The organism is Reinekea marina (assembly GCF_030409715.1).
GTDB classification, from domain to species: Bacteria; Pseudomonadota; Gammaproteobacteria; order Pseudomonadales; family Natronospirillaceae; genus Reinekea; species Reinekea marina.
The window spans coordinates 2,020,962-2,042,039 of sequence record NZ_JAUFQI010000001.1 but is presented as its reverse complement, the minus strand read 5'-3'; the positions used below and the strand labels follow the sequence as shown (position 1 = coordinate 2,042,039).

Here is a 21,078-nt window from a genome sequence, read left to right as displayed (position 1 = left end):
TCTTAAACACCCCAAACCGCAGAAAAACCGACGACAAAATAAATAAAGTTAGTTAGCGCAATTACTGAGATTACTAAAAAGCGAGTCCACGCATTTTTTACGTAATCTGTTGCGATTGTCCACATACCTACCCAGATGTGACCCACTAAAGACAGTAGAGTTGCCAGGGTAAAAATCTTAACCCAGAAGTTAGCAAACAAGGCCTGCCAAACTTCAAAAGTTACTTCGGATGTGGTTACAAAAAAACCAAAAAGAAAAACAGTGTAGGCGGCCAATACAACTGCAGAGACACGCTGCATTAACCAATCTAACAACCCGCTTCGAGATAAACTCGTAATACTAGTTACCATACCCAAACCCCCAACGATAAGATTGCAATAGCCGCTAAGACAAAAACGACTTTAGACGCTATAGGACCCGTCTCCAAGGTTTCGAAGAATCCAGCATCCATTAATAAATGTTTTATACCAGCTATAAAGTGGTAAGCGATTGCAGACAATATTCCCCAAGTTACAAATTTTGCGAGCGGATGCGTCATGACTTGAGACACCTGCTCAAATCCGTCTTTAGATTCAAGACTCTTCGTGAGTGCCCAAAGCACAAATGCGATTGCAACAAATAGAATAACTCCAGCTACACGATGCGTAATAGACGCTAACGCGGTCACCGGAAATCGGAACTTCGATAAATCGAGGTTTACGGGACGAGTATTTTTCACGGCAGTAGTCTCATGTTTTTTCTTATGCGGCCCCACGAATGGGGAGTTGGTAGACCAGAATTTGAAACATGTTCCAAATTCAAAAGCGCGATGATTATAGATATGCAAGTCACGAATTACAAACGTTTACAGCCATTTCTTAGTATTAGTTTTTAAGAAATTTATCATCACAAGCTTGAATAATCGGGCATTGTTCAATTACTAGTCATTTAAGACACTTTAGACCAATTTTCGAGGTTCGTTGATAGTCTTTTAGTATTAATTTGAACTTTATGAACTTTATGGTACTAAAGACCAAATTGACTTTCGAAAGTAAAACTCTATAGTTATGCGCAATTTCGTGCTGCTCAAATTTCTATTTTCTATCTGACAGCACCTTGTAACACCTATTATTTCAACGCTTCTTAAGCCTATAAACTACCTAAGAGAGGAGACCTCATGGCTAATAAAACTGCCAAGCTGGTCATTGAAGGACAAGACCCTATTGAACTGCCAGTATACTCTGGAACGCAAGGACCTGACGTCATAGACGTTCGATCTTTAGCGGCAAGCGGCCTTTTTACCTACGACCCAGGCTTTATGTCTACCGCATCTTGTGAGTCTGAAATTACATTTATTGATGGCGAAAAAGGAATTTTAACGCACCGCGGCTACCCGATTGATCAGCTCGCTGAAAAGACTGATTACTTAGATGTATGCTACTTATTGCTGCACGGTGAGCTTCCTAAAGAAGCCGAAAAAGCAAAATTTCAAGATATGATCATGCACCATACAATGGTTCATGAGCAACTTCATGATTTCTTTACCGGCTTCCGTCGAGATTCACACCCAATGGCGGTCATGGTTGGGGTTGTTGGTGCTTTAGCCTCCTTCTATCACGACTCTTTAGACATCACGAATGAGAAACACCGTGAGGTAGCCGCTCATCGCTTGATTTCGAAAATGCCAACGCTGGCAGCAATGGCCTATAAGTACTCTATTGGTCAGCCATTTGCGTACCCACGTAATGATCTAAGCTACGGCGGCAACTTCTTACACATGATGTTCAGCAACCCATGTGAAAACTATGAAGTTAACCCTGTTTTAGCTCGCGCAATGGACAAAATCTTTATTTTGCATGCCGATCATGAGCAGAACGCTTCAACGTCAACAGTACGTTTAGCAGGCTCTTCTGGTGCCAATCCTTTCGCATGTATTGCATCGGGTATTGCGGCACTATGGGGCCCTGCACACGGTGGCGCGAACGAAGCCGTCTTGAATATGCTGGCCGAAATTGGGGATGAATCAAACATTGATGAATTCATCGCTCGCGCTAAAGACAAAAACGACCCATTCCGATTGATGGGCTTTGGTCATCGCGTTTATAAAAACTTTGACCCACGCGCACGCGTTATGAAAAAGGCTTGCGATGAGGTATTAAGCGAACTTGGCATTGAAAACGATCCATTGCTAAGAATTGCTAAGCGCCTAGAAGCCATTGCACTTGAAGATCCGTACTTTGTAGAGAAAAAGCTATACCCTAACGTAGACTTTTACTCTGGTATTATTTTTAAAGCTTTGGGTATTCCAACAGAAATGTTTACCGTTATATTTGCGGTTGGCCGCACGCCAGGCTGGATTGCTCACTGGAAAGAAATGATCTCTGGTCCATACCGCATTGGTCGACCTCGCCAGCTTTATACAGGCGAAAAGATCCGCGATTTAGATTAATCTAGAGCAATCGCTATTTAAAAAAACCGGCCACTAGCCGGTTTTTTTTTGCTTTAGATCTACTGAAATCTGGGCAAAAAAAAGCCGCGACACATCAAAGTATCGCGGCTTTTTTTGCTTTTACGTCAGAACAATTAAGTTATTCGTCTTTCTTTGCTGCTTTAGGTTTAGCCTTCGCTTTGGCCTTTGGCTTGGCCTTAGCTTTCGGTTTAGCCTTTGGCTTTGCTTTAGCTTTTTCCTGAACCACCCACTTTCCATTGTCATAGTATGCGGCCCAGCCTGTCGCTTTTCCATCAACTTCGCTCATCACATATTGCTCTTTAGTTTTGCGACTAAAACGAATAACAGAAGGATTACCGTCACTGTCGGCAACAGGCGCATCACACAAATAGAAATATTTTTCAGGCAATTCTGATTTATGCGGGATAAGCTCAGCCACTAACGGGGGCCGAGTTTCGCGATTTTTAGGGAACTGACTGGCCGCTAAAAACATGCCGGCAGCGCCATCGCGCAATACATAGGTATCTTCCACCTTAATGCAGTTAAGCTCTGGCATGGGCACTGGATCCATCTTTGGTGGCGCAGCTTCGCCATTTCGAAGCAATTTACGAGTATTTTTACACTCCTCGTTCGTACACCCGAAATACTTACCAAAACGTCCGCTTTTCAGCTGCATTTCACTGCCGCATTTATCGCACTCTAAGCTTGGACCTTCATAACCTTTAATTTTAAACTCACCCGCTTCGACCTTAAAGCCAGAGCAACTTGGGTTATTACCACAAATATGTAGCTTCCGCTTTTCATCAATTAGGTAGCTATCCATAGCGGTGCCACATAGACCACAACGCTCTTTTTGACGCAGCTGATTTACTTCCGCCTCATCATCGTCATCGGCTGAAATAGCTTCCTCACCGGGCACCAAATTTAAAGTACCTTTGCAACGCTCTTTCGGGGGCAAACTATAGCCCGAGCAACCTAAAAACACGCCGGTAGTGCCATTACGAACCATCATCGGTCGCGAACATTTTGGGCATTCAATGTCGGTCAATGTCGGCTCGTTAGAGACCATACCACCTTCACTTTCATCGGCTTCAGCTTTGGCTAACTGCTCGGTAAAACGCTCGTAAAACTCATTAAGTACCGTTTTCCAATTCTTAGTTCCGGTGGCAATTTCATCCAAATATTCTTCGAATTGTGCCGTAAATTCATACTGCATTAACTCGGAAAATGAATGAGTCAGGCGCTCGGTTACGATATCACCCATTTTTTCGGCATAAAAACGACGACTTTCTAAACGAGCGTAACCGCGATCTTGAATAGTAGAAATAATAGAAGCGTAAGTAGACGGTCGTCCAATACCTAGCTTTTCCAGTTCTTTCACCAATGAAGCTTCTGTATAACGAGCAACCGGCTTGGTAAAATGCTGCTTCGGTTCTAGTTGCTCCAATGTCAACGTTTCGTTTTCTTTTAGATCTGGCAGCTCAACAACATCATCTCGATTCTGCCCACCCTTCATGACACGTGTAAAACCATCAAAAACCAACACTCGACCTTTGGCTTTTAATTCGTAGCCACCCGTTTCAACAAACAAATTGGTACTTTTATATTTGGCCGGCGTCATTTGGCAAGCGACAAATCGCTGCCAAATCAACTCGTATAGCCTCTGAGCGTCTCGCTCCATCTCAGAAAGCGAAGAACTCTTTCGGGTTACACTAGAAGGTCTAATAGCCTCATGAGCTTCCTGAGCGCCTTCTTTGCTGCCATAAACAATAGGAGCCTTAGGCAAATAATCCGGACCAAATTCTTTTTGTATGTATTCTCGAGCCGACTCAACAGCCTCAGCACTCAAATTGGTTGAGTCTGTACGCATATAAGTAATGTGACCTGCCTCATAGAGGCGTTGTGCCATCATCATGGTCTTCTTTACACTGAAACCTAAGCGCGTACTGGCGGCTTGTTGTAGCGTCGACGTAATGAATGGCGCTGTAGGTTTAGAGCTGGTCGGCTTATCTTCACGTTTGGTGATAGTGAAAGCTTGCTGCTCTAATCGACTTACATGTTCGTTTGATTGATCTTCGTTGACTGGACGGTATTTTTCGCCCAAGTATTTTGTGACTTCAAACTTAACCCGACCTAAAGAAGTACCCAGATTGGCGTGTAAATCCCAAAACTCTTCCGGAATAAATTTACGAATTTCATTTTCACGCGCTACGATTAAACGCACTGCTACAGACTGAACACGCCCTGCACTTAAACCACGAGCCACTTTGGCCCAGAGTAACGGCGACACCATAAAACCAACCACGCGATCCAAGAATCGTCGCGCTTGTTGAGCATTAACTCGATCAATATCAAGTTCACCAGGCTTTTCAAAGGCTTCATTAATAGCCTTCTTCGTAATTTCATTAAATACGACGCGCTTATATCGCTCAGGTTCGTGACCAATGGCTTCTTGAAGATGCCAAGCGATGGCTTCCCCTTCTCTATCCAAATCTGTCGCGAGGTAAATGCAATCGGCATCTTTCGCAATTCTACGTAGCTCATCGACTACTTTTTCTTTGCCAGGTAAAATTTGATAATTGGCCGACCAATCGTCTTTTGGATTGATGCCCATACGATTAATAAGCTGCTCCTGGGCTTTCGTCTTTTTATAAACGGCTTTTTCTTCAGGAGACATTTTACGTGTCTTTGCGGCTTGCGCAGCACGAGCTTTTGGATCTACCGGCTTACTTTGACCACTGGTCGGCAGATCGCGAATGTGACCCACTGATGACTTCACAATGAAGTCTGAGCCAAGATATTTATTTATGGTCTTTGCCTTCGCAGGCGATTCCACAATGACCAGAGATTTTCCCATGCGCTATAATTCCGCTAATGTGTTCTTTTTATATAAGTAACTCAGGTTTACACTTTCCGCAAGCGGCGAAGGTTATAACCGATTAAATTTCCACGTCAAGTAACATCGTTAAATCAAGGAAAATCTATGTCTTTTTGGGGATTTATTACACTATTATTGCTCATTGGCATTATTATTGGCGCTCTTTACATCGCCAAAAAAGCCACGAACAAAGAGTTAGAACTGCAGCGAAGGCGCATGCGGATTAGAGAAATACGCCGCGAATTAGCCGATATTGATGAACTTTTACAATCGCTTTTGCTCTACGATCGAGATGTAAATTTACTTTACAAACTGGTTGAACGCATTGAGAACAATATCGCTGAAGGCCTAGGTTTAATTCCTAACTCACCCGATTTACTGGACGAAAAAGCAGCCATAGAACAAACGCGCGCTAAGATTGCTGCGCTTGAAGAGAATCCTCAAGAACCTGATATACCTGCTTCAGATCGGCAAATATTCTTGATGAAACGGCATTTCTCACAAACACTAAAATTGTTGCGTGAATTCTATCAAACAGGTGAAATGCCTGAAGATTCGTTTCGTCAACATCGAAATCGACTCGTTATTAATACGGTGTTATTAGAATTTAAAGCCTTTGTTCGCCAAGGAGATGATGCTCGAGATCATAATGACTTAGCCATGGCGGCTAATTTTTACAAGTGCGCTAAAGACATTTTGTTAAAAACGGATGTCAACGTACCCGATAAGAATTCTGAAGTTAAAAGAGTTTCCAATGCTATTTCAGGCCTGTACATAAGCCAGTCTGAAGACGATGAAACGGCTTCGTAAACATTTATAGCGAGCATAAAAAAACCACTCCTAAGAGTGGTTTTTAATTAGAAAAGAACGATTAAACTCGTTCGATCACTGTACTGATACCTTGGCCTAAACCAATACACATAGTAGACAGACCGAATTGAGCATCTTTTTGCTCTAATACATTTAGCAATGTACCGGTAATTCGAGCACCAGAGCACCCAAATGGGTGACCCAATGCTATCGCACCACCATGGATGTTTACGCTATCATCCATTCTGTCCATTAGCTTAAGATCTTTAAGCACTGGCAACGCTTGCGCGGCAAAGGCTTCATTTAACTCAATATAGTCAATGTCGTTAATGGTCATACCTAACTTCTTTAGAGCCTTCTGAGTAGCCGGTACAGGACCGTAACCCATAATGGAAGGGTCTACCCCAGCTAGGCCCATAGAACGAACTACAGCGCGTGGTTTAAGACCTAGCTCTTTCGCCTTCTTCGCCGACATTACTAACATTGCCGAAGCGCCGTCAGTTATTTGGCTTGAAGTTCCCGCTGTGACTGTACCGGCTTTTGGATCAAACGCCGGACGCAACGAGGCTAAACCTTCAATCGTGGTTTCAGGGCGAATTGTTTCATCGTGCTTCATGATGTAAGGATTTCCAGCCGCATCGTGCCCTTTCATGGCAATAATTTCGTTATCGAAATTTCCATTCATAGTAGCTTGATGCGCACGCTGGTGCGATCGGAATCCAAATTCGTCTTGCGCTTGGCGAGAAATGCCATGCATCTTCGACAGCAATTCAGCCGTCAGACCCATCATGCCAGCGGCTTTCGCAGCCTTGTGAGATAAGCTTGGGTTAGGATCCACACCGTGCATCATGTCAACATGACCCATGTGCTCTACACCACCAATCAAATACACATCACCGTTATCAGACTGGATATTTGCCGTGGCAATATGCAAAGCCGACATAGACGAACCACACAAACGAGAAACCGTTTGAGCCGAGGTCGTATGAGGCACTACCGTTAATAGCTGCATCATACGAGCAATGTTCCAGCCCTGCTCTTTTGTTTGGTTAACGCAACCCCAAATAATATCTTCGATTTCTGCTGGGTTTAAGTTGCTGTTACGCGCCAACAATCCATTTACTAAATCGGCACTTAAATTTTCTGCACGAGTGTTTCGGTAGCTACCGCCTTTAGAACGACCCATAGGTGTTCGAGCGAAATCTACAATTACAGCATCATTATCTTTTAAGCTCATTATTTCACTCTCCTATTAAGCGTAGAATTTTTCGTTTTTAGCGGCCATCTCACGAAGCTTCGCCGTTGGCTCGTAAAGCTTACCTAGCGACGAATACTGATCGCATAGTTCGACGAACTTCGCCGCGCCCATATCATCAATATACTTCAATGCACCACCTCTGAATGGAGGGAAGCCAATGCCATACACTAAGCCCATATCGGCTTCAGCAGGAGTATTAACGATATTGTCTTCTAGGCATCGTACAGTTTCTAAACACATTGGAATCATTAAGCGATTAATGATGTCTTCATCGGACATCTCTTGCTTACTTTCAACAACGCTGTCGACAAGTTTATGAGCAACTTCGTCAGAAACTTTCTTTTGCTTACCTTTTTTGTCTAGCTCGTACTTATAGAAGCCTTGGCTATTTTTCTGGCCATAACGGTTCTCATCGAACATAACCGCCATTGCTGAACGGAAGTCTTGCGCCATTCGATCAGGGAACCCTTCTGCCATAACCGCTTGAGCGTGAACACCGGTATCAATTCCAACAACGTCAAGCAAGTAAGCCGGACCCATTGGCCAACCGAACTTCTCCATAACTTTGTCTACGTGCTCAAAGTCAGCACCATCTCGCAACATCATGGCGAAACCACCGAAGTAAGGAAATAATACTCGGTTAACCAAAAAGCCTGGGCAGTCATTCACTACGATAGGCGTTTTGCCCATTTTCTGAGCGTATTTAACTACGGTTGCAATAGTTTTATCAGACGTTTTCTCGCCACGAATAACTTCAACCAAAGGCATTCTATGCACTGGATTGAAAAAATGCATACCACAGAAATCTTCCGGCTTTTTCAATGCCGTTGCTAAATCGGTAATTGAAATAGTAGAGGTGTTTGAAGCTAAAACAGCACCCTCTTTTAGGTGAGATTCAGCTTCGGCCAGTACGGCTTTTTTAACTTTTGGGTTTTCAACAACCGCTTCAACTACAACATCTACGTTGCCGAAATCGCCATAAGACAATGTCGGGCGAATGCGCGTCAAGGTTTGCGCCATTTTGCCTACGTCCATTCGCTTACGCTGAACGGCTTTAGTTAACAAATTCGTTGCTTCATCAAGGCCCAATTGAATACCTTGTTCGTTGATATCTTTCATCAAAATTGGCGTGCCTTTATAAGCACTTTGATAAGCAATACCACCGCCCATAATACCTGCACCTAATACGGCGGCTTGGGACACATCACCGGCAAGTGCCGTGTGGTCTTTAGCTATTTTCTTAATCGACTGATCATTTAAGAACAATCCAATTAGATTCCGAGCAACAGGCGTTTTAGCAAGTTTTGCGAAGCCTTTAGCTTCTATAGCAATCGCTTGATCACGTTCAAAATTCGCATGCTTTTGAATGGTTTTTATAGCATCTACAGGCGCAGGGTAATGCTTACCGGCTTTACCAGCGACAAAACCTTTTGCAGTTTCAAAAACCATCATAGATTCAATGGCGTTTAAACCTAGCTTGCCTTTCTTCGCAGTTTTACGGTTTTCGAAGTCTAACTCGCCAGCAACAATGCGCTGCAGCAACTTCAACGCTTCTTCTTTCAATTGCTCAGGGGCAAACACAGCATCAACTGCACCGTCTTTTAATGCGGCGTCAGGGCGTTTTTCAGCACCGCCAGAAATCCATTCAATCGCATTGTCTGCACCAATAACACGAGACAATCGAACGGTACCACCAAAGCCAGGGTACAAGCCTAATTTAACTTCTGGTAAGCCAACTTTAGCCGCTGTAGACATCACTCGATAATCACAAGCCAGACACATTTCCATGCCACCGCCAAGAGCAATGCCGTTGATTGCAGCAACGGTTGGAATCGAAAGATCTTCAAAGCGACTGAATATTTCATTAGCTTGAAGTACCGAAGCAACCACTTCTTCTTCGCTTTGCTCAAACCATTGTAAAAACTCGGTGATATCAGCGCCAACAATGAAACTGTCTTTAGCACTGCTAACCAGAACACCTTTCGCGGATGAGTTTTCAATTGCTTGAGTGGCATCGTTTAGCTCACTTAATGTGGCTTTGTCGAATTTATTGACCGATTCGTTTTTCAAGTCAAATACCAACTCAGCAAGCCCACCGTCAAGCTCTTTAACGGAAATACTATTGCCTTGGTAGATCATGAACTGTCTCCATTTTATCTTTGTTTGGCTGCGAATTAGGTTATCGCTATTTTCAACTTTATTGCATTAATCTATACAGTTATAGACGAATAATTCATTGTCTGCGACAAAATCAAACGCAAGTTTCAAACGACTGTTTGATTTGATTAACACAATACTCCAACAAAGCTTTAAGTCAACAGTTTGAGAGGCTAAGTTAGGGCGGATTATTCGCCCTGTATTTTTCGGTTCACCAGCGAAGCGGCGTGGGATAGGATTTGGCTTAACGTGTCAAAGGTCACTTGTGGGTCTTTTTCATCCCACGAGAGTGCAGCCTGAGAATCACTGACCGTGATCAATGTAATGGATAAGGGTAACGGTTTAACTAACAAGGCCGCTTGCTCCATGAGAGCTTGCGGCATGTCTTCTCGCTCATGCCATTGCCAACCATCGGGGAGGTAGATACCCGCTTCACCAGAAGTACGGATAACGGTATAACCTAAAGAACGACCTTTAATTACTTCAAGGTTTTTTGCATAGGTGGTGACAATACGCTTGATCTCACTAATCCGGCCCTCTTCACTGGTATCGGGCACTTTCATGCTGCCGATGCGAAACCCAGTCATTAAAGCCTTTGAACGTATTTTCGAAAGGTATTGATCTCTTGGTGACGGTCGCATCCACATAAATGAACCGACCACCACCAGCATAGAAACGATGATTACGACGATACCCATGGACTATTTAGCACCCTGCTGCAGCTCAAACTCTTTAAAAGGGTCTGTCTCATCTAAAAACTTACTTTTAAGCTTTAAAAGCTGAGATTCTAAAGAGTAAGAAACGCTTGAAGACAAGGTGAAAAAACTGAGCAATGCTTTTAAGTTTGAATCCCCTTCACACGCTGAATGCACACGTTGCCAAACAGCCTGGTTAACAAGTTGCAACTCTTTATTTAAAGACACCAGCCCATCCAAATTCCAATCAGGCTCCTCATGATCTTTCATATTATAATATTGACGCAACAAGTAGGTTCCGACACTGCGAATAATAAATTCATCTTGGTTGGAAAACGGCAAGTGCGTAAAAGCCATCGGTTTTAAGTTTTTTAAAATTGGGCACTCACTGTTCGCCATAACAAGCCCCATTAATGAACGCAAACCTTCTTCTAAGCCTGTTATTTTATGGTACTCGCGATTACTAGTGACAACGGTGACATCGACTTTAGTAAACCCGGGCAATTCTCTAAAGCCCTCCACAATAGGCTGAATATCGAGCGCTGCTGGGCAATGCTCGGTTTCAGAAGCCTTAAGTGGACAGTTTGTACACTGGCAATAATCTAACTTTGTCCACTCAGCGGGTTCGGTTGGGATGCGCTCAACACGCTCTTCGTTTACCCCAGCTGTTTCGAATTTAAGTTCAGAGTCGTTTTCCAAAAATTTAAAAATATAGGTGATACTCATTTACGGCTCCAATATAAGTTTGAGCATTTTAATTAATCATGCCTTCTAATTCTGCCCAACGATCATAAGCCTCGTTCAATTCACTCTGAACGGACTCTAGTTGACCTAACCGGGTTGTTGTAACATCTGGTGATTGATTGTAGAACCCTGGCTCAGCGACTTCTGCTTCCAATGTCTCAATTTGTAACTCCAATGCTTCAATCTTGGCTGGCATTTGATCAAATTCTCGCTGTTCCTTATAGCTTAGCTTCTTTTTAGTCGTTTTAGGTTGAGCTTTAGTTTTTTCAGCTTGGCCGGAGCTTTCTACTTCTGTCTGCGCCTTTTTTACAGCATCTTTATCGTCTAGGTCGGGCCACTTACCGCCTTGCACTTTCCAATCGCCATAGCCACCAGCATACTCCCGAACCACGCCATTACCTTCAAATGCCCAACTCTTAGTTGCCAATTGGTCAATAAAGTATCGGTCATGGCTCACAAGCAATACCGTTCCTTCAAAATCACTGAGTCGATCGATCAATAAATCTAATGTATCCATGTCAAGGTCGTTGGTTGGCTCATCGAGCACCAACACATTCGCGGCCTGCGAAAACATTTTTGCCAGCAACAAACGGTTTATTTCTCCGCCACTTAACTGCCTAACTTTCATACGCAATCGCTCTGGCGCGAACAAGAAGTCTTCTAAGTAGCTAATAACATGCCTTCGTTTACCTTGTATCTCAAGAAAATCTCGCCCTTCAGATACCACATCTACAATTTGTTTTTCTGGATCTAACGCTTCTCGAGCTTGGTCAAAATACGCGACTTGCAAGCGAGTCCCAGCTTTAACTTCTCCTGAGCTTGGGGTTAAATCTCCAAGCAACAGTTTCAACGCGGTGGTCTTGCCAATGCCATTAGGGCCTAACAAGGCAATTTTGTCACCACGCAAAACAGTCGAGCTAAACCCATTAATGATCGGGTACGCATCAAAGCCAAAAACGACATCTTTTAGCTCAACCACACGTTTGCCAGAACTATCGTCCATCTCAATTTTAAAGTTGGCCGACCCTTGTTGAAAGCGCCGCTGGGATAATTCTGCACGCATCGCTTTTAGGGCTCGCACTCGACCTTCGTTGCGCGTTCTACGAGCTTTTATTCCTTGCCTGATCCACGCTTCTTCTTGGGCAAGTACTTTATCTTCTTGGGCTCTTTGCTTGGCTTCATCCTCTAGCGCTTTTTCCTTAAACTCTAGATAAGTATCATAGGGCGCGGGAAAAGAGCTTACCTTGCCACGATCTAAATCGATAACGCGAGTTGCAATACGATCTATAAAGGCTCGGTCATGCGATACAAATAACACCGTACCTTTGAATGAAAGCAACAAGTCTTCAAGCCATTCCACCATTTTTATATCTAAATGGTTGGTAGGTTCATCTAAAATGAGAACATCGGGCTCTACAACCAAGGCGGCCGCTAATAGGACACGACGACGCCAGCCGCCTGACATAGCATTAAATTTTTTATCAGGGTCTAATTTTAACTTGGTACAAATAGCCAACACTTGGTTTTGCAGGTTCCAACCATCATGTTCTTCAATGAAATGCTGTAAGCGCTCCAACTCTGTTAAATTAGGTTGATCTGAATTGGCTATGGAATTGTATTGTAAAATGGCCTCACCAACAGGACCTACGCGCGTTAAAATGACATTGCCCACTGGCTCATCATCACCAACTGGCAAGTCTTGTTGCAAATAGCTGAGCTTTAAGCCTTTGGAATACTTAATTATGCCGCTATCGGGGCTAAATTGTTCTAAGGTTAATTTTAGTAGTGTTGATTTACCGGCACCATTGCGGCCCACCAATGCTACACGCTCATTTTTCTCTATTGAAAATGAACATTGATTGAGCAAAGGCGCTGCACCTAATGCAAATGAAACTTGATCAAATATTATAAGACTCATATTAGACTGACTTTCGGCACTTTTTTGAGGGAGCATTCCCTATTACTGTGTCGCCGATTTTAAACTGAGGTAATTATTCGTGTCTAAAACCCGTTATACCGGCCCTATTATAGCTATTACTATCTTAGTGGTATTAATCATTTGGATGATGACAGGCTCATCAAACGATTCTGATGTTAACCCGCCTAAAGATAATGCACAGCAAAGTACGGATTTAACGCCCAAAGTTCAAGTGATAAATAGTCAATCACAGAGAGTTGAACAAACTTTAACCATAAATGGCATAACTCAGGCAAAACGTTGGGTTACGGTGAGCAGCGAAACCTCAGGAAAAGTTTCCCAATTGTTAAAAACAAAGGGTGACCGAGTTAAAAAAGGTGACATTATCGCCAAAATTGATATGGGTGATTTAAATGCCAAATTAATTCAAGCCAACGCATCGGTCGAAAAAGAAAGGCTCGAATACGAAGGTGCCCAAAAATTGAAAAAACAGGGCTTACAAAATGGTGCTCAACTGGCCGCAGCTTTGGCCAGCTATGAACAAGCAAAAGCCAATTTAGCGAGTTTAAACCTTCAAATCGCGCATAAAAACATACGAGCCCCCTTCGATGGCCAGTTGGAATCATTACATGTAGAGATTGGCGCATACCTTCGCCAAGGCGAACCGGTAGCAGACATCTATGACTTTTCTGAAATGGTATTTGTAGGCTCAGTCTCTGAAAAAGACATCCTAAGCCTATCATTAGGCCAAAAAGGCAAAGTAGATTTGATCAATGGTGACATCGCCGATGCTGAAGTTACTTACATTGGTACTACGACAAACCCTTCAACCCGTACTTTTACGGTTGAACTCAAGGTTTTGAACGTAACCCGTTCGGTATCTGGCGTTACATCAAAAGCCACCATCGCCATAGATCAAGCCAAGGGACATTACATCAGCCCTGCTTTGTTGTTCATTAACGAAAGTGGCGACTTAGGGTTGAAAACAGTTAACGACAAAAACCAAGTACAGTTCAATAAAGTAGACATTATTCGATCGGCCACCGATGGCGTTTGGGTCACAGGGTTGCCTGATCAAGCGGCCATTATTGTTGTAGGCCAAGGGTTCGTTAATATCGATGAAACGGTCAATCCGACCATCAAACCATTTGTTCAATCTAAAGCTGTTGGACTATAAGGGGTTTTCGTGGTCAGTTTAATAAACGCATCATTGAACCGTACTCGTACCGTTCTGTTATTTTTTACACTTATCCTCATAGTTGGGGCCTTTGCGTTGGTATCTATCCCTAAAGAAGCGCAACCCGACGTAACTGTACCCTTTGTTTATGTGAGTACGGGCTTGGAAGGCATTTCACCGGAAGACTCCGATAGATTGCTAGTGCGCCCTTTAGAGCAAGAACTCAACTCTCTGGAGGGCTTAAAGGAGATTTCCAGCACCGCCAGTGAAGGCCATGCTTCTGTCATGCTTGAATTTGAAATCGGCGTCGACATTGATGAAGCTTTAGTGGATGTGCGAGACGGTGTCGATAAAGTAAAGTCCAAATTGCCGGCCGATGCAGATGAGCCAACCGTCAATGAAGTCAACCTTGCCTTATTTCCGGTCATTAATATATCTCTGTCTGGTGATATTGATGAGCGCGTCCTATTTAAAGTCGCTACTGATTTACAAGATAGGCTAGAAGCCACTTCTGGGATATTAGAAGCGACCATCGCCGGAAAGCGCGATGAAGTTGCCGAAATAATTATTGATCCGGCACTGATGGCCAGTTACAACATTTCACATGCTGAACTGTTCACCCTAGTCTCTAAAAACAACCAACTGGTCACGGCCGGTAATTTGGATACCGGTGCGGGCCGATTTTCTTTTAAAGTTCCGGGTTTAATCGAAACAGAAGAAGACATTTTAAATTTGCCCGTCAAGGTAGACGGCGATGTTGTCGTACGGTTTCGTGACATTGCACATGGTCAACGTACCTATAAGGACGCAAACAGCATTTCACGAGTAAATGGTCAATCTGCGGTTACGTTAGAAGTTAAAAAACGAGTCGGTGAAAACATCATCGCAACCATTGATGAAGCTAAAAGAATAGTTGAAGAAGTATCTCCGCTTTGGCCCGTAGGTATTCGTGTAACTTATACCCAAGACAACTCGGTGATGATTGAGCAGCAATTAAACGATCTCTTTAACTCCGTTCTCACCGCGACAATCCTTGTTTTTGTCATCATTGTTTGGTTCTTAGGCGTACGCAGTGCGACATTAGTAGGGATTGCAATCCCTGCTTCTTTCTTAGCCACCATGATGATTTTGCAAATGCTCGGCATAACGCTCAATATCGTAGTGCTTTTTGCACTGATTCTTTCGGTCGGTATGCTCGTCGACGGCGCCATTGTCGTAACGGAATACGCCGACCGCCGAATGACAGAAGGCGCTAATCGTAAAGAAGCCTATCGAGAAGCAGCCACACGCATGGCATGGCCGATTATTGCATCAACCGCGACAACCCTAGCCGTCTTTATGCCGTTATTATTTATGCCAGGCATTGCTGGTGAATTTATGGGCTTTTTACCCAAAACGGTCATCATCACTCTGACGGCGTCTTTGGTCATGGCTCTAATTGCCGTGCCTGCCATTGGCTTTGTCATTGGTAAGCCTTTACCGATTACTAAAAAACAGCAGCAAACGGTAGATGCCATTGATCATGGTAACTTTGAGAATATTCCTGGGTTCCTAGGTAAATACGTTAGATTCATTCGGTTTTTATTGCCTCGCCCTGGCCTTGCTATTGGACTGGTAGCGTTGCTCATTGCGATCATTGTTGGTGCTTTTGTTGTCCGAAGCCCTGACGTTGAATTCTTCCCTGAAATAGACGCCGATTTTGGCTCTATTGTCGTTCGAGCTCGCGGCAACTTATCTTTGGCAGAACGAGATAAGCTGGTCAAACAAGTAGAAAGAAACTTGCTTGAACTCGATACGATTAAAACCGTCACCACCAAAGTGAACGCAACCCCACTTAGAGACTACACAGAAGATACCATTGGTGTAATGCAGCTGGAGTTCATTGATTGGTCGCCTACACGGCCTAGGACAGCCGTCATCATTGAACAAGCATTAGATGCAGCATCGCTGATACCAGGTGTCGTTGCAGAATCTAAAGCCGCCGCAATGGGACCTACCACCGGCATTGACATACAACTGCAATTCTTCTCAAACGACATAAAAGCGTTGAATGAAGCCGTTGACTTGGTAGTTAATCAAATGCAGGCGAATGAGAAGATCAAAGAAGTCTCAGATAACCGTCCATTGGATGGCTTAGAATGGCGAATCGATGTTGATCGTGAAGCCGCTAGCCGCTTTGGCACCGATTTACAAACCGTAGGTTCGTCTATTCAGATGATAACCAACGGTTTAAAAATTGGCTCTTACCGACCGAGTGATGCCGATGATGAGGTTGAAATTAGAGCTCGCTACCCTTTCAACGGACGCGATTTAGATAAGATTGATGACCTAACCATTACCGTGCGCGGCGAGCAATTACCGATAAGCAATTTTATCGAGCGAAAAGCGCAAAATAAACAAGGTGATCTTTTTCGCACTGAAGGAAAACTCACGCTAGATGTAGAAGCGAACGTGAAAGCCGACTATCAAGTGGCTTCAGTCATTAGCGAGTTAGCCGTTGAGCTAGAATCACTCTACGATTCTGGTGCTTTTCCTGAAAATGTCGCGTTTAGGTTTATTGGCGATCAACAAGAACAAGAGGAAATGGGCGCCTTTATGGGCAAAGCATTTGGTGTGGCGTTCTTTATGATGATTATCATTCTAGTTACACAATTTAATAGCTTTTTCCAAACTGCACTGATTTTATCTTCTGTTGCCCTCTCTACCGTGGGAGTATTAGTGGGAATTGTGTTAACGGGCAGTAACTTTGGAATTATGATGAGCGGCATAGGCATCATTGCATTGGCTGGAATTGTTGTTAATAACAACATTGTGTTGATTGATACCTTTAACGTTATCCGTAAACAAGGCATAGAACCAACACAAGCCGCTTTAATGACCTGTGCGCAACGCTTACGACCGGTTCTACTGACCACCGCCACAACCATTTTAGGCCTGGTTCCGATGGTATTTCAGCTTACCATTGATATTTTAGGTAAAGAAATTTCAGTTGGTGCGCCTTCAGCGCAGTGGTGGACTCAACTTTCAACCGCCATTGCTGGAGGTTTGTTGTTCGCAACCGTTCTTACCTTAGTATTAACGCCCTGCCTACTAGTTTTAGGTGAGCGATTCCGTAACAGTAGCAAATAAACAACGCTACTATTTTTTAGCCTAACTTGAGATAGCTCTTCAAGTTAGGCTAAATTTATTAAGCGCTTGTATTTTCCATTAAACCGATTAGCCTTAACCTATATTATGGTTAAGTTTGCTGTGTCATCATGTTAAATATTATTCGTTTGTTTGTTTTTTGTTCAACAGTCCTTTTCAGTGCCTTTTCAAACGCCTCGTATGAAGAGTTAAAATCTAAAATATTCTCTGGCGAATTGAATAAGGCTGAATTAGCACGCTTAAAAAACGACCCTTTATATCCGCACTTATTAGGCCTTTGGTTTGAAAAAAACATTGAAAACGTAAGTTACAAACAAATTAAGAATTTTCGCAGTGACCCAAATAATCAGGCCGCCTATTGGCTGCTAAAACCCATTTGGCAAAAAGAAATCATTCGCAGAAACGATGCACGCCTCACGTTTTCCGAATTTGCGAGCGCTACGTCGGCCGAACAAAAATGCCACTATTTTGCAGCGCAACAAACTCTTGGCAAAAAAGTTTCTCAAGAAGAAATTGCTAACTTATGGATGAGCGGAACATCACGTCCAGACCATTGTGACCCTTTTTTATTGTCTTGGCTTGCACTGCAACCTAATCAGGAAAACTTAATTTGGCAAAGGCAGTTATTAGCTTTTTACCAACGAAATGGAAGCCTGCTGCGCTATCTTAATAAATTATATCCAACCGCTGAAAGCTTTGAACAAGGCACCTTCTTAGCAAAGGTGTATCAAAACCCTAAAAGCATAATCAGCAAAAATTATAATCCTAATAGCGAAGCCATGCGTGAGCTTGCCCTCGCCTCCGTTAATCGTATGGCTTTTAAAGACCCGAAATCAGCTTCTAACCTTTGGCTTACGCTGGTCAAGTCAACACCTAAATTTTCACCAGACCAAATTAAAAAGGCCTCTAAATACTTAGGGGTAGCGATGGCAAAACAAGGCTTGCCTGAGGCTCACTATTGGTTAACGATTGCAGACCCTAGCCGATCAGATGAAACTGTCCAACACTGGCGATTACAAATTGCGTTAAGCGAAAAGCAATTTTCTTCAGTCATTCAAATGTATTCTGAACTGTCAGATACCCTTAAACATTCAGATCAATGGGAGTATTGGTTAGGTTATGCCATGTTGCACAGTGGCGTTGCTGATGAAACGACCAACCCACTGCATCAGTTAAGTAAGAAGCGCAGCTACTATGGCTACCTAGCTGCAGGGGTATTAAACCAGCCGACCCAACTGGCTAACCATACGCCTTACCCAAACGCCAACGCCGATAGAGTCAGAAAAGAGCCAGCGATGGTGAGAGCCCTAGCGTTATTCAAGTTAGGTGAAATAGAACGAGCGCAAGTTGAATGGAACCTATGGCTTAGAAAAAAAGATGACCAAACTCAGCATGATGCCGCTGAACTCGCACTAGAATCGGGTTGGTACAGTAAGGCGTCACAAGCGGCTGGCTGGAGCAGACGATACGACTTAATCCATTTACGCTACCCGTTAGCATTCGATCCGATTATTGATTACCACGCTCAATTACTCGACATTCCTAGCTTCTGGATCTACGGTGTCATTCGTCAAGAAAGTCGCTATATGCAGGCCGCTAGAAGCCCAGTCGGTGCACGTGGCCTAATGCAGCTAATGCCAGCTACGGCTAAAGTTACCGCAAAAAAATACGATGTAGACTATACCGGCACAGAAGACCTAGACGACCCGTTAACCAACATCGCATTGGGAAGCCACTATTTAAGAGAGTTGCTTTCTCGCTTTGACCACCCTGTTTACGCCACCGCGGCATACAATGCCGGACCAAGCCGAGTGATTGCTTGGAAAAAACGTTATTCTGGGGATATTTCTATTTGGATAGAGTCCATTCCTTTCGATGAAACTCGGAATTATGTGAAGTCTGTTTTGGTTTACAGCCAAGTGTATGCTCTGCATACGGGAAATGTCTGGCAAATGAATCAGTGGACTCAACCAAATTCAGGTATAGCCGCATTGCAATAACTCGGTTCACTGAAAGCACGCATTATTCAATGATGCATTGTTCGCCTTTTCGTATTGTTCGCAGTTGATGAATGATGGCATTCATACCAAACACGGGCTTACCCCCGCGATTAATTGCAGCCTTCAAATACTCATGAATAGGTTTTTCAAAGACGGTCGTTTCTGGATTTATCGCAGGAATATTACACCGTACACAAGGCTCAACTAATTTCAGTTCACCACCCTTTGCAAAAGAAATCGAACGGGCCTTATATTCTTCATTTTCAGGCATCGCCAACACGATATTGGGGCGAAAACGTTGCATTGACAAATCACTAGGGGCGTTTTGATTTATTTCGCTTAAAGAGTTCGAGTTACAAACCAGCAAAGGAAATCCATCAGCGAATGCAAAATGCCCCTGAAAGCCTCCCTTCTCAACTTTGCGGCTGCTTAATTCATCAAAGCGCACTAGGTGAACCGTTTCATCTAAAAGCTCACTAAACCAACGAGAAATCAAAGGATCAACCTCATAAGCCGTGGCTTGATCCTTCCATACGGATATAGCCATGGCTTTATCTGTGTAAGATTGCTTCGGAATTTCAATACAGTTTTTATTTAATGAAGACACCTGCCAAGTGCTGTGGTTATCGGACAGATGAAAAGCCGCTAGAGCTGGGTGAGAACGTTGTGAAATAAATCGGCCTTGGGCATTGACTAAAACAAACTCGCGGTCGTTTTCAACGCCTAACGACCCAAAATTTAATTCATCTACCGACAGGCCAGGTAAAGATTTAATAGGATAAATATAGAGTTCATCTATTACGCTTGTGACCATGACTGTTACCTTTTGTAAACGACGACAGCCATACTACCTAAATTAGTCTAATTCGTTAACTCGATTTTTAACCGCGTTGGCTAACTCTTCAGCTTTAAACTTAGACAAAAAAGCATTACAGCCTACTTTTTCGACCATCGCCTCATTGAATGCACCGCTTAAAGATGTATGCAAAATGACATATAAGTCTTTTAAGCTAGGATCTGAGCGTATCTCGGTAGTCAGCCGATAGCCATCCATTCGAGGCATTTCAGCATCAGTTACGACCATTAACAACCTTTCATGAAGCGGCCCATTCGTTTCTGAGTCAAGCTTTCTAAGAATGTCTAAGCCTTCGATACCGTCCATCGCTTGATGTACTTTCAAGCCCAAGCTCTCAAACGTTGCCCGAGCTTGTGCGTGAGCCGTTAAGGAATCATCAACCATCAAGATCTCTCGCCCTTGCGTCTTGGCGACAAAGTCTTCGCCCATAATATGCTCAGGCAGCTCTGTTTTAAGCGGTGATATTTCAGAAAGCACTTTTTCTACATCAATAATCTCGATAATGGCCTTATCGAGTTGTGTAATGGCCGTAAGGTAATGGTATTTTCCTGCACCAGAAGGCGGTGGCTGAATTTCATCCCAATTCATATTCACAATTCTATCGACTTCGCCAACTAAAAACGCCTGAACGGTCGAATTATATTCGGAAACAATAATGGTTGATTCTTCACCATGACGCACAGGGCTTAAGCCAATCGCGGCACTTAAATCAATCACAGGGATTGACCGACCTCTTAAGTATACGACACCAATGACAGCAGGATGACGCTGCGGCAATAGCGTTAACTTAGGTAGCGTAAGCACTTCTTGCACTTTAAATACGTTGATTGCATACACTTGACGTCCATTTAAGCGAAACATCAATAACTCTAGCCTATTTTGGCCGACTAAATTCGTCCGGCTATCGACGTTTTTTAGCATATCTGACATGGTGAGACTCCGTGTGAAAAAACCATACAACTGCAACAGCAATCCATGTACTTCAGTGTAGTCAATATATTTCAATATGC

At 43.4% G+C, this 21,078-nt stretch carries 15 protein-coding genes; 5 read left to right on the top strand and 10 right to left on the bottom strand.

What is annotated here, in order from left to right:
* Positions 1–2: 2 nt before the first annotated feature.
* Both sdhD and sdhC read right to left on the bottom strand, forming a co-directional pair.
* Positions 3–350: a succinate dehydrogenase, hydrophobic membrane anchor protein gene (sdhD, locus tag QWZ13_RS10815; RefSeq protein ID WP_215999592.1), complete on the bottom strand. Its 348-nt coding sequence runs from the start codon at positions 348–350 to the stop codon at positions 3–5.
* A complete protein-coding gene (gene sdhC / locus QWZ13_RS10810) occupies positions 344–826 on the bottom strand; it encodes a succinate dehydrogenase, cytochrome b556 subunit (RefSeq protein WP_353958979.1) in 483 nt (160 codons plus the stop codon). The genes sdhD and sdhC overlap by 7 nt, the downstream gene beginning before the upstream one ends.
* Before the next feature lie 330 nt (positions 827–1,156).
* Here sdhC and gltA point away from each other — a divergent pair, with 330 nt between their 5' ends.
* Positions 1,157–2,428 carry a citrate synthase gene (gltA, locus tag QWZ13_RS10805; RefSeq protein ID WP_215999590.1) on the top strand — a complete coding sequence of 424 codons (1,272 nt, stop codon included), beginning with the start codon at positions 1,157–1,159 and terminating at the stop codon, positions 2,426–2,428.
* A 139-nt stretch (positions 2,429–2,567) separates the two neighbouring features.
* On the opposite strand, the gene topA is transcribed toward gltA, so the two are convergent.
* A complete protein-coding gene (gene topA, locus QWZ13_RS10800) occupies positions 2,568–5,285 on the bottom strand; it encodes a type I DNA topoisomerase (protein WP_290281780.1) in 2,718 nt (905 codons plus the stop codon).
* A 126-nt stretch (positions 5,286–5,411) separates the two neighbouring features.
* Between topA and QWZ13_RS10795 the strand changes: the two genes are divergently transcribed.
* Complete coding sequence (locus QWZ13_RS10795; RefSeq protein WP_290281779.1) at positions 5,412–6,116, top strand: hypothetical protein; 705 nt, start codon at positions 5,412–5,414, stop codon at positions 6,114–6,116.
* A gap of 61 nt (positions 6,117–6,177) precedes the next feature.
* On the opposite strand, the gene fadA is transcribed toward QWZ13_RS10795, so the two are convergent.
* The 5 genes from fadA to QWZ13_RS10770 all read right to left on the bottom strand — a co-directional run bounded on the left by fadA (position 6,178) and on the right by QWZ13_RS10770 (position 12,924).
* Complete coding sequence (gene fadA, locus QWZ13_RS10790; RefSeq protein WP_290281778.1) at positions 6,178–7,353, bottom strand: acetyl-CoA C-acyltransferase FadA; 1,176 nt, start codon at positions 7,351–7,353, stop codon at positions 6,178–6,180.
* Positions 7,354–7,368: 15 nt separating this feature from the next.
* Positions 7,369–9,513, bottom strand: a complete 2,145-nt coding sequence (fadB, locus tag QWZ13_RS10785; RefSeq protein ID WP_290281777.1) for a fatty acid oxidation complex subunit alpha FadB — start codon at positions 9,511–9,513, stop codon at positions 7,369–7,371.
* Between the two features lie 206 nt (positions 9,514–9,719).
* Positions 9,720–10,229, bottom strand: coding sequence for a hypothetical protein (locus QWZ13_RS10780; protein ID WP_290281776.1), 510 nt, complete (start codon positions 10,227–10,229; stop codon positions 9,720–9,722).
* Between the two features lie 3 nt (positions 10,230–10,232).
* Positions 10,233–10,952 carry a DUF6901 family protein gene (locus QWZ13_RS10775; RefSeq protein ID WP_290281775.1) on the bottom strand — a complete coding sequence of 240 codons (720 nt, stop codon included), beginning with the start codon at positions 10,950–10,952 and terminating at the stop codon, positions 10,233–10,235.
* Positions 10,953–10,980: 28 nt separating this feature from the next.
* Entirely contained in the window at positions 10,981–12,924 is a 1,944-nt protein-coding gene (locus QWZ13_RS10770; RefSeq protein WP_290281774.1) for an ATP-binding cassette domain-containing protein, read from the bottom strand.
* A gap of 43 nt (positions 12,925–12,967) precedes the next feature.
* Here QWZ13_RS10770 and QWZ13_RS10765 point away from each other — a divergent pair, with 43 nt between their 5' ends.
* The 3 genes from QWZ13_RS10765 (at position 12,968) to QWZ13_RS10755 (ending at position 19,212) form a co-directional block, all read left to right on the top strand.
* A complete protein-coding gene (locus QWZ13_RS10765; protein WP_290281773.1) occupies positions 12,968–14,065 on the top strand; it encodes an efflux RND transporter periplasmic adaptor subunit in 1,098 nt (365 codons plus the stop codon).
* Positions 14,066–14,074: 9 nt separating this feature from the next.
* On the top strand, positions 14,075–17,194 hold the full coding sequence (locus tag QWZ13_RS10760; RefSeq protein WP_290281772.1) for an efflux RND transporter permease subunit: 3,120 nt from the start codon (positions 14,075–14,077) through the stop codon (positions 17,192–17,194).
* 128 nt (positions 17,195–17,322) lie between these two features.
* The gene (locus QWZ13_RS10755; protein ID WP_290281771.1) at positions 17,323–19,212 is read left to right on the top strand and encodes a lytic transglycosylase domain-containing protein; all 1,890 of its coding nucleotides are present in this window, start codon (positions 17,323–17,325) and stop codon (positions 19,210–19,212) included.
* Between the two features lie 22 nt (positions 19,213–19,234).
* On the opposite strand, the gene QWZ13_RS10750 is transcribed toward QWZ13_RS10755, so the two are convergent.
* Positions 19,235–20,026, bottom strand: coding sequence for an MOSC domain-containing protein (locus QWZ13_RS10750; protein ID WP_290281770.1), 792 nt, complete (start codon positions 20,024–20,026; stop codon positions 19,235–19,237).
* Positions 20,027–20,068: 42 nt separating this feature from the next.
* Complete coding sequence (locus tag QWZ13_RS10745; protein WP_435406990.1) at positions 20,069–21,073, bottom strand: chemotaxis protein; 1,005 nt, start codon at positions 21,071–21,073, stop codon at positions 20,069–20,071.
* Positions 21,074–21,078 lie beyond the last annotated feature (5 nt).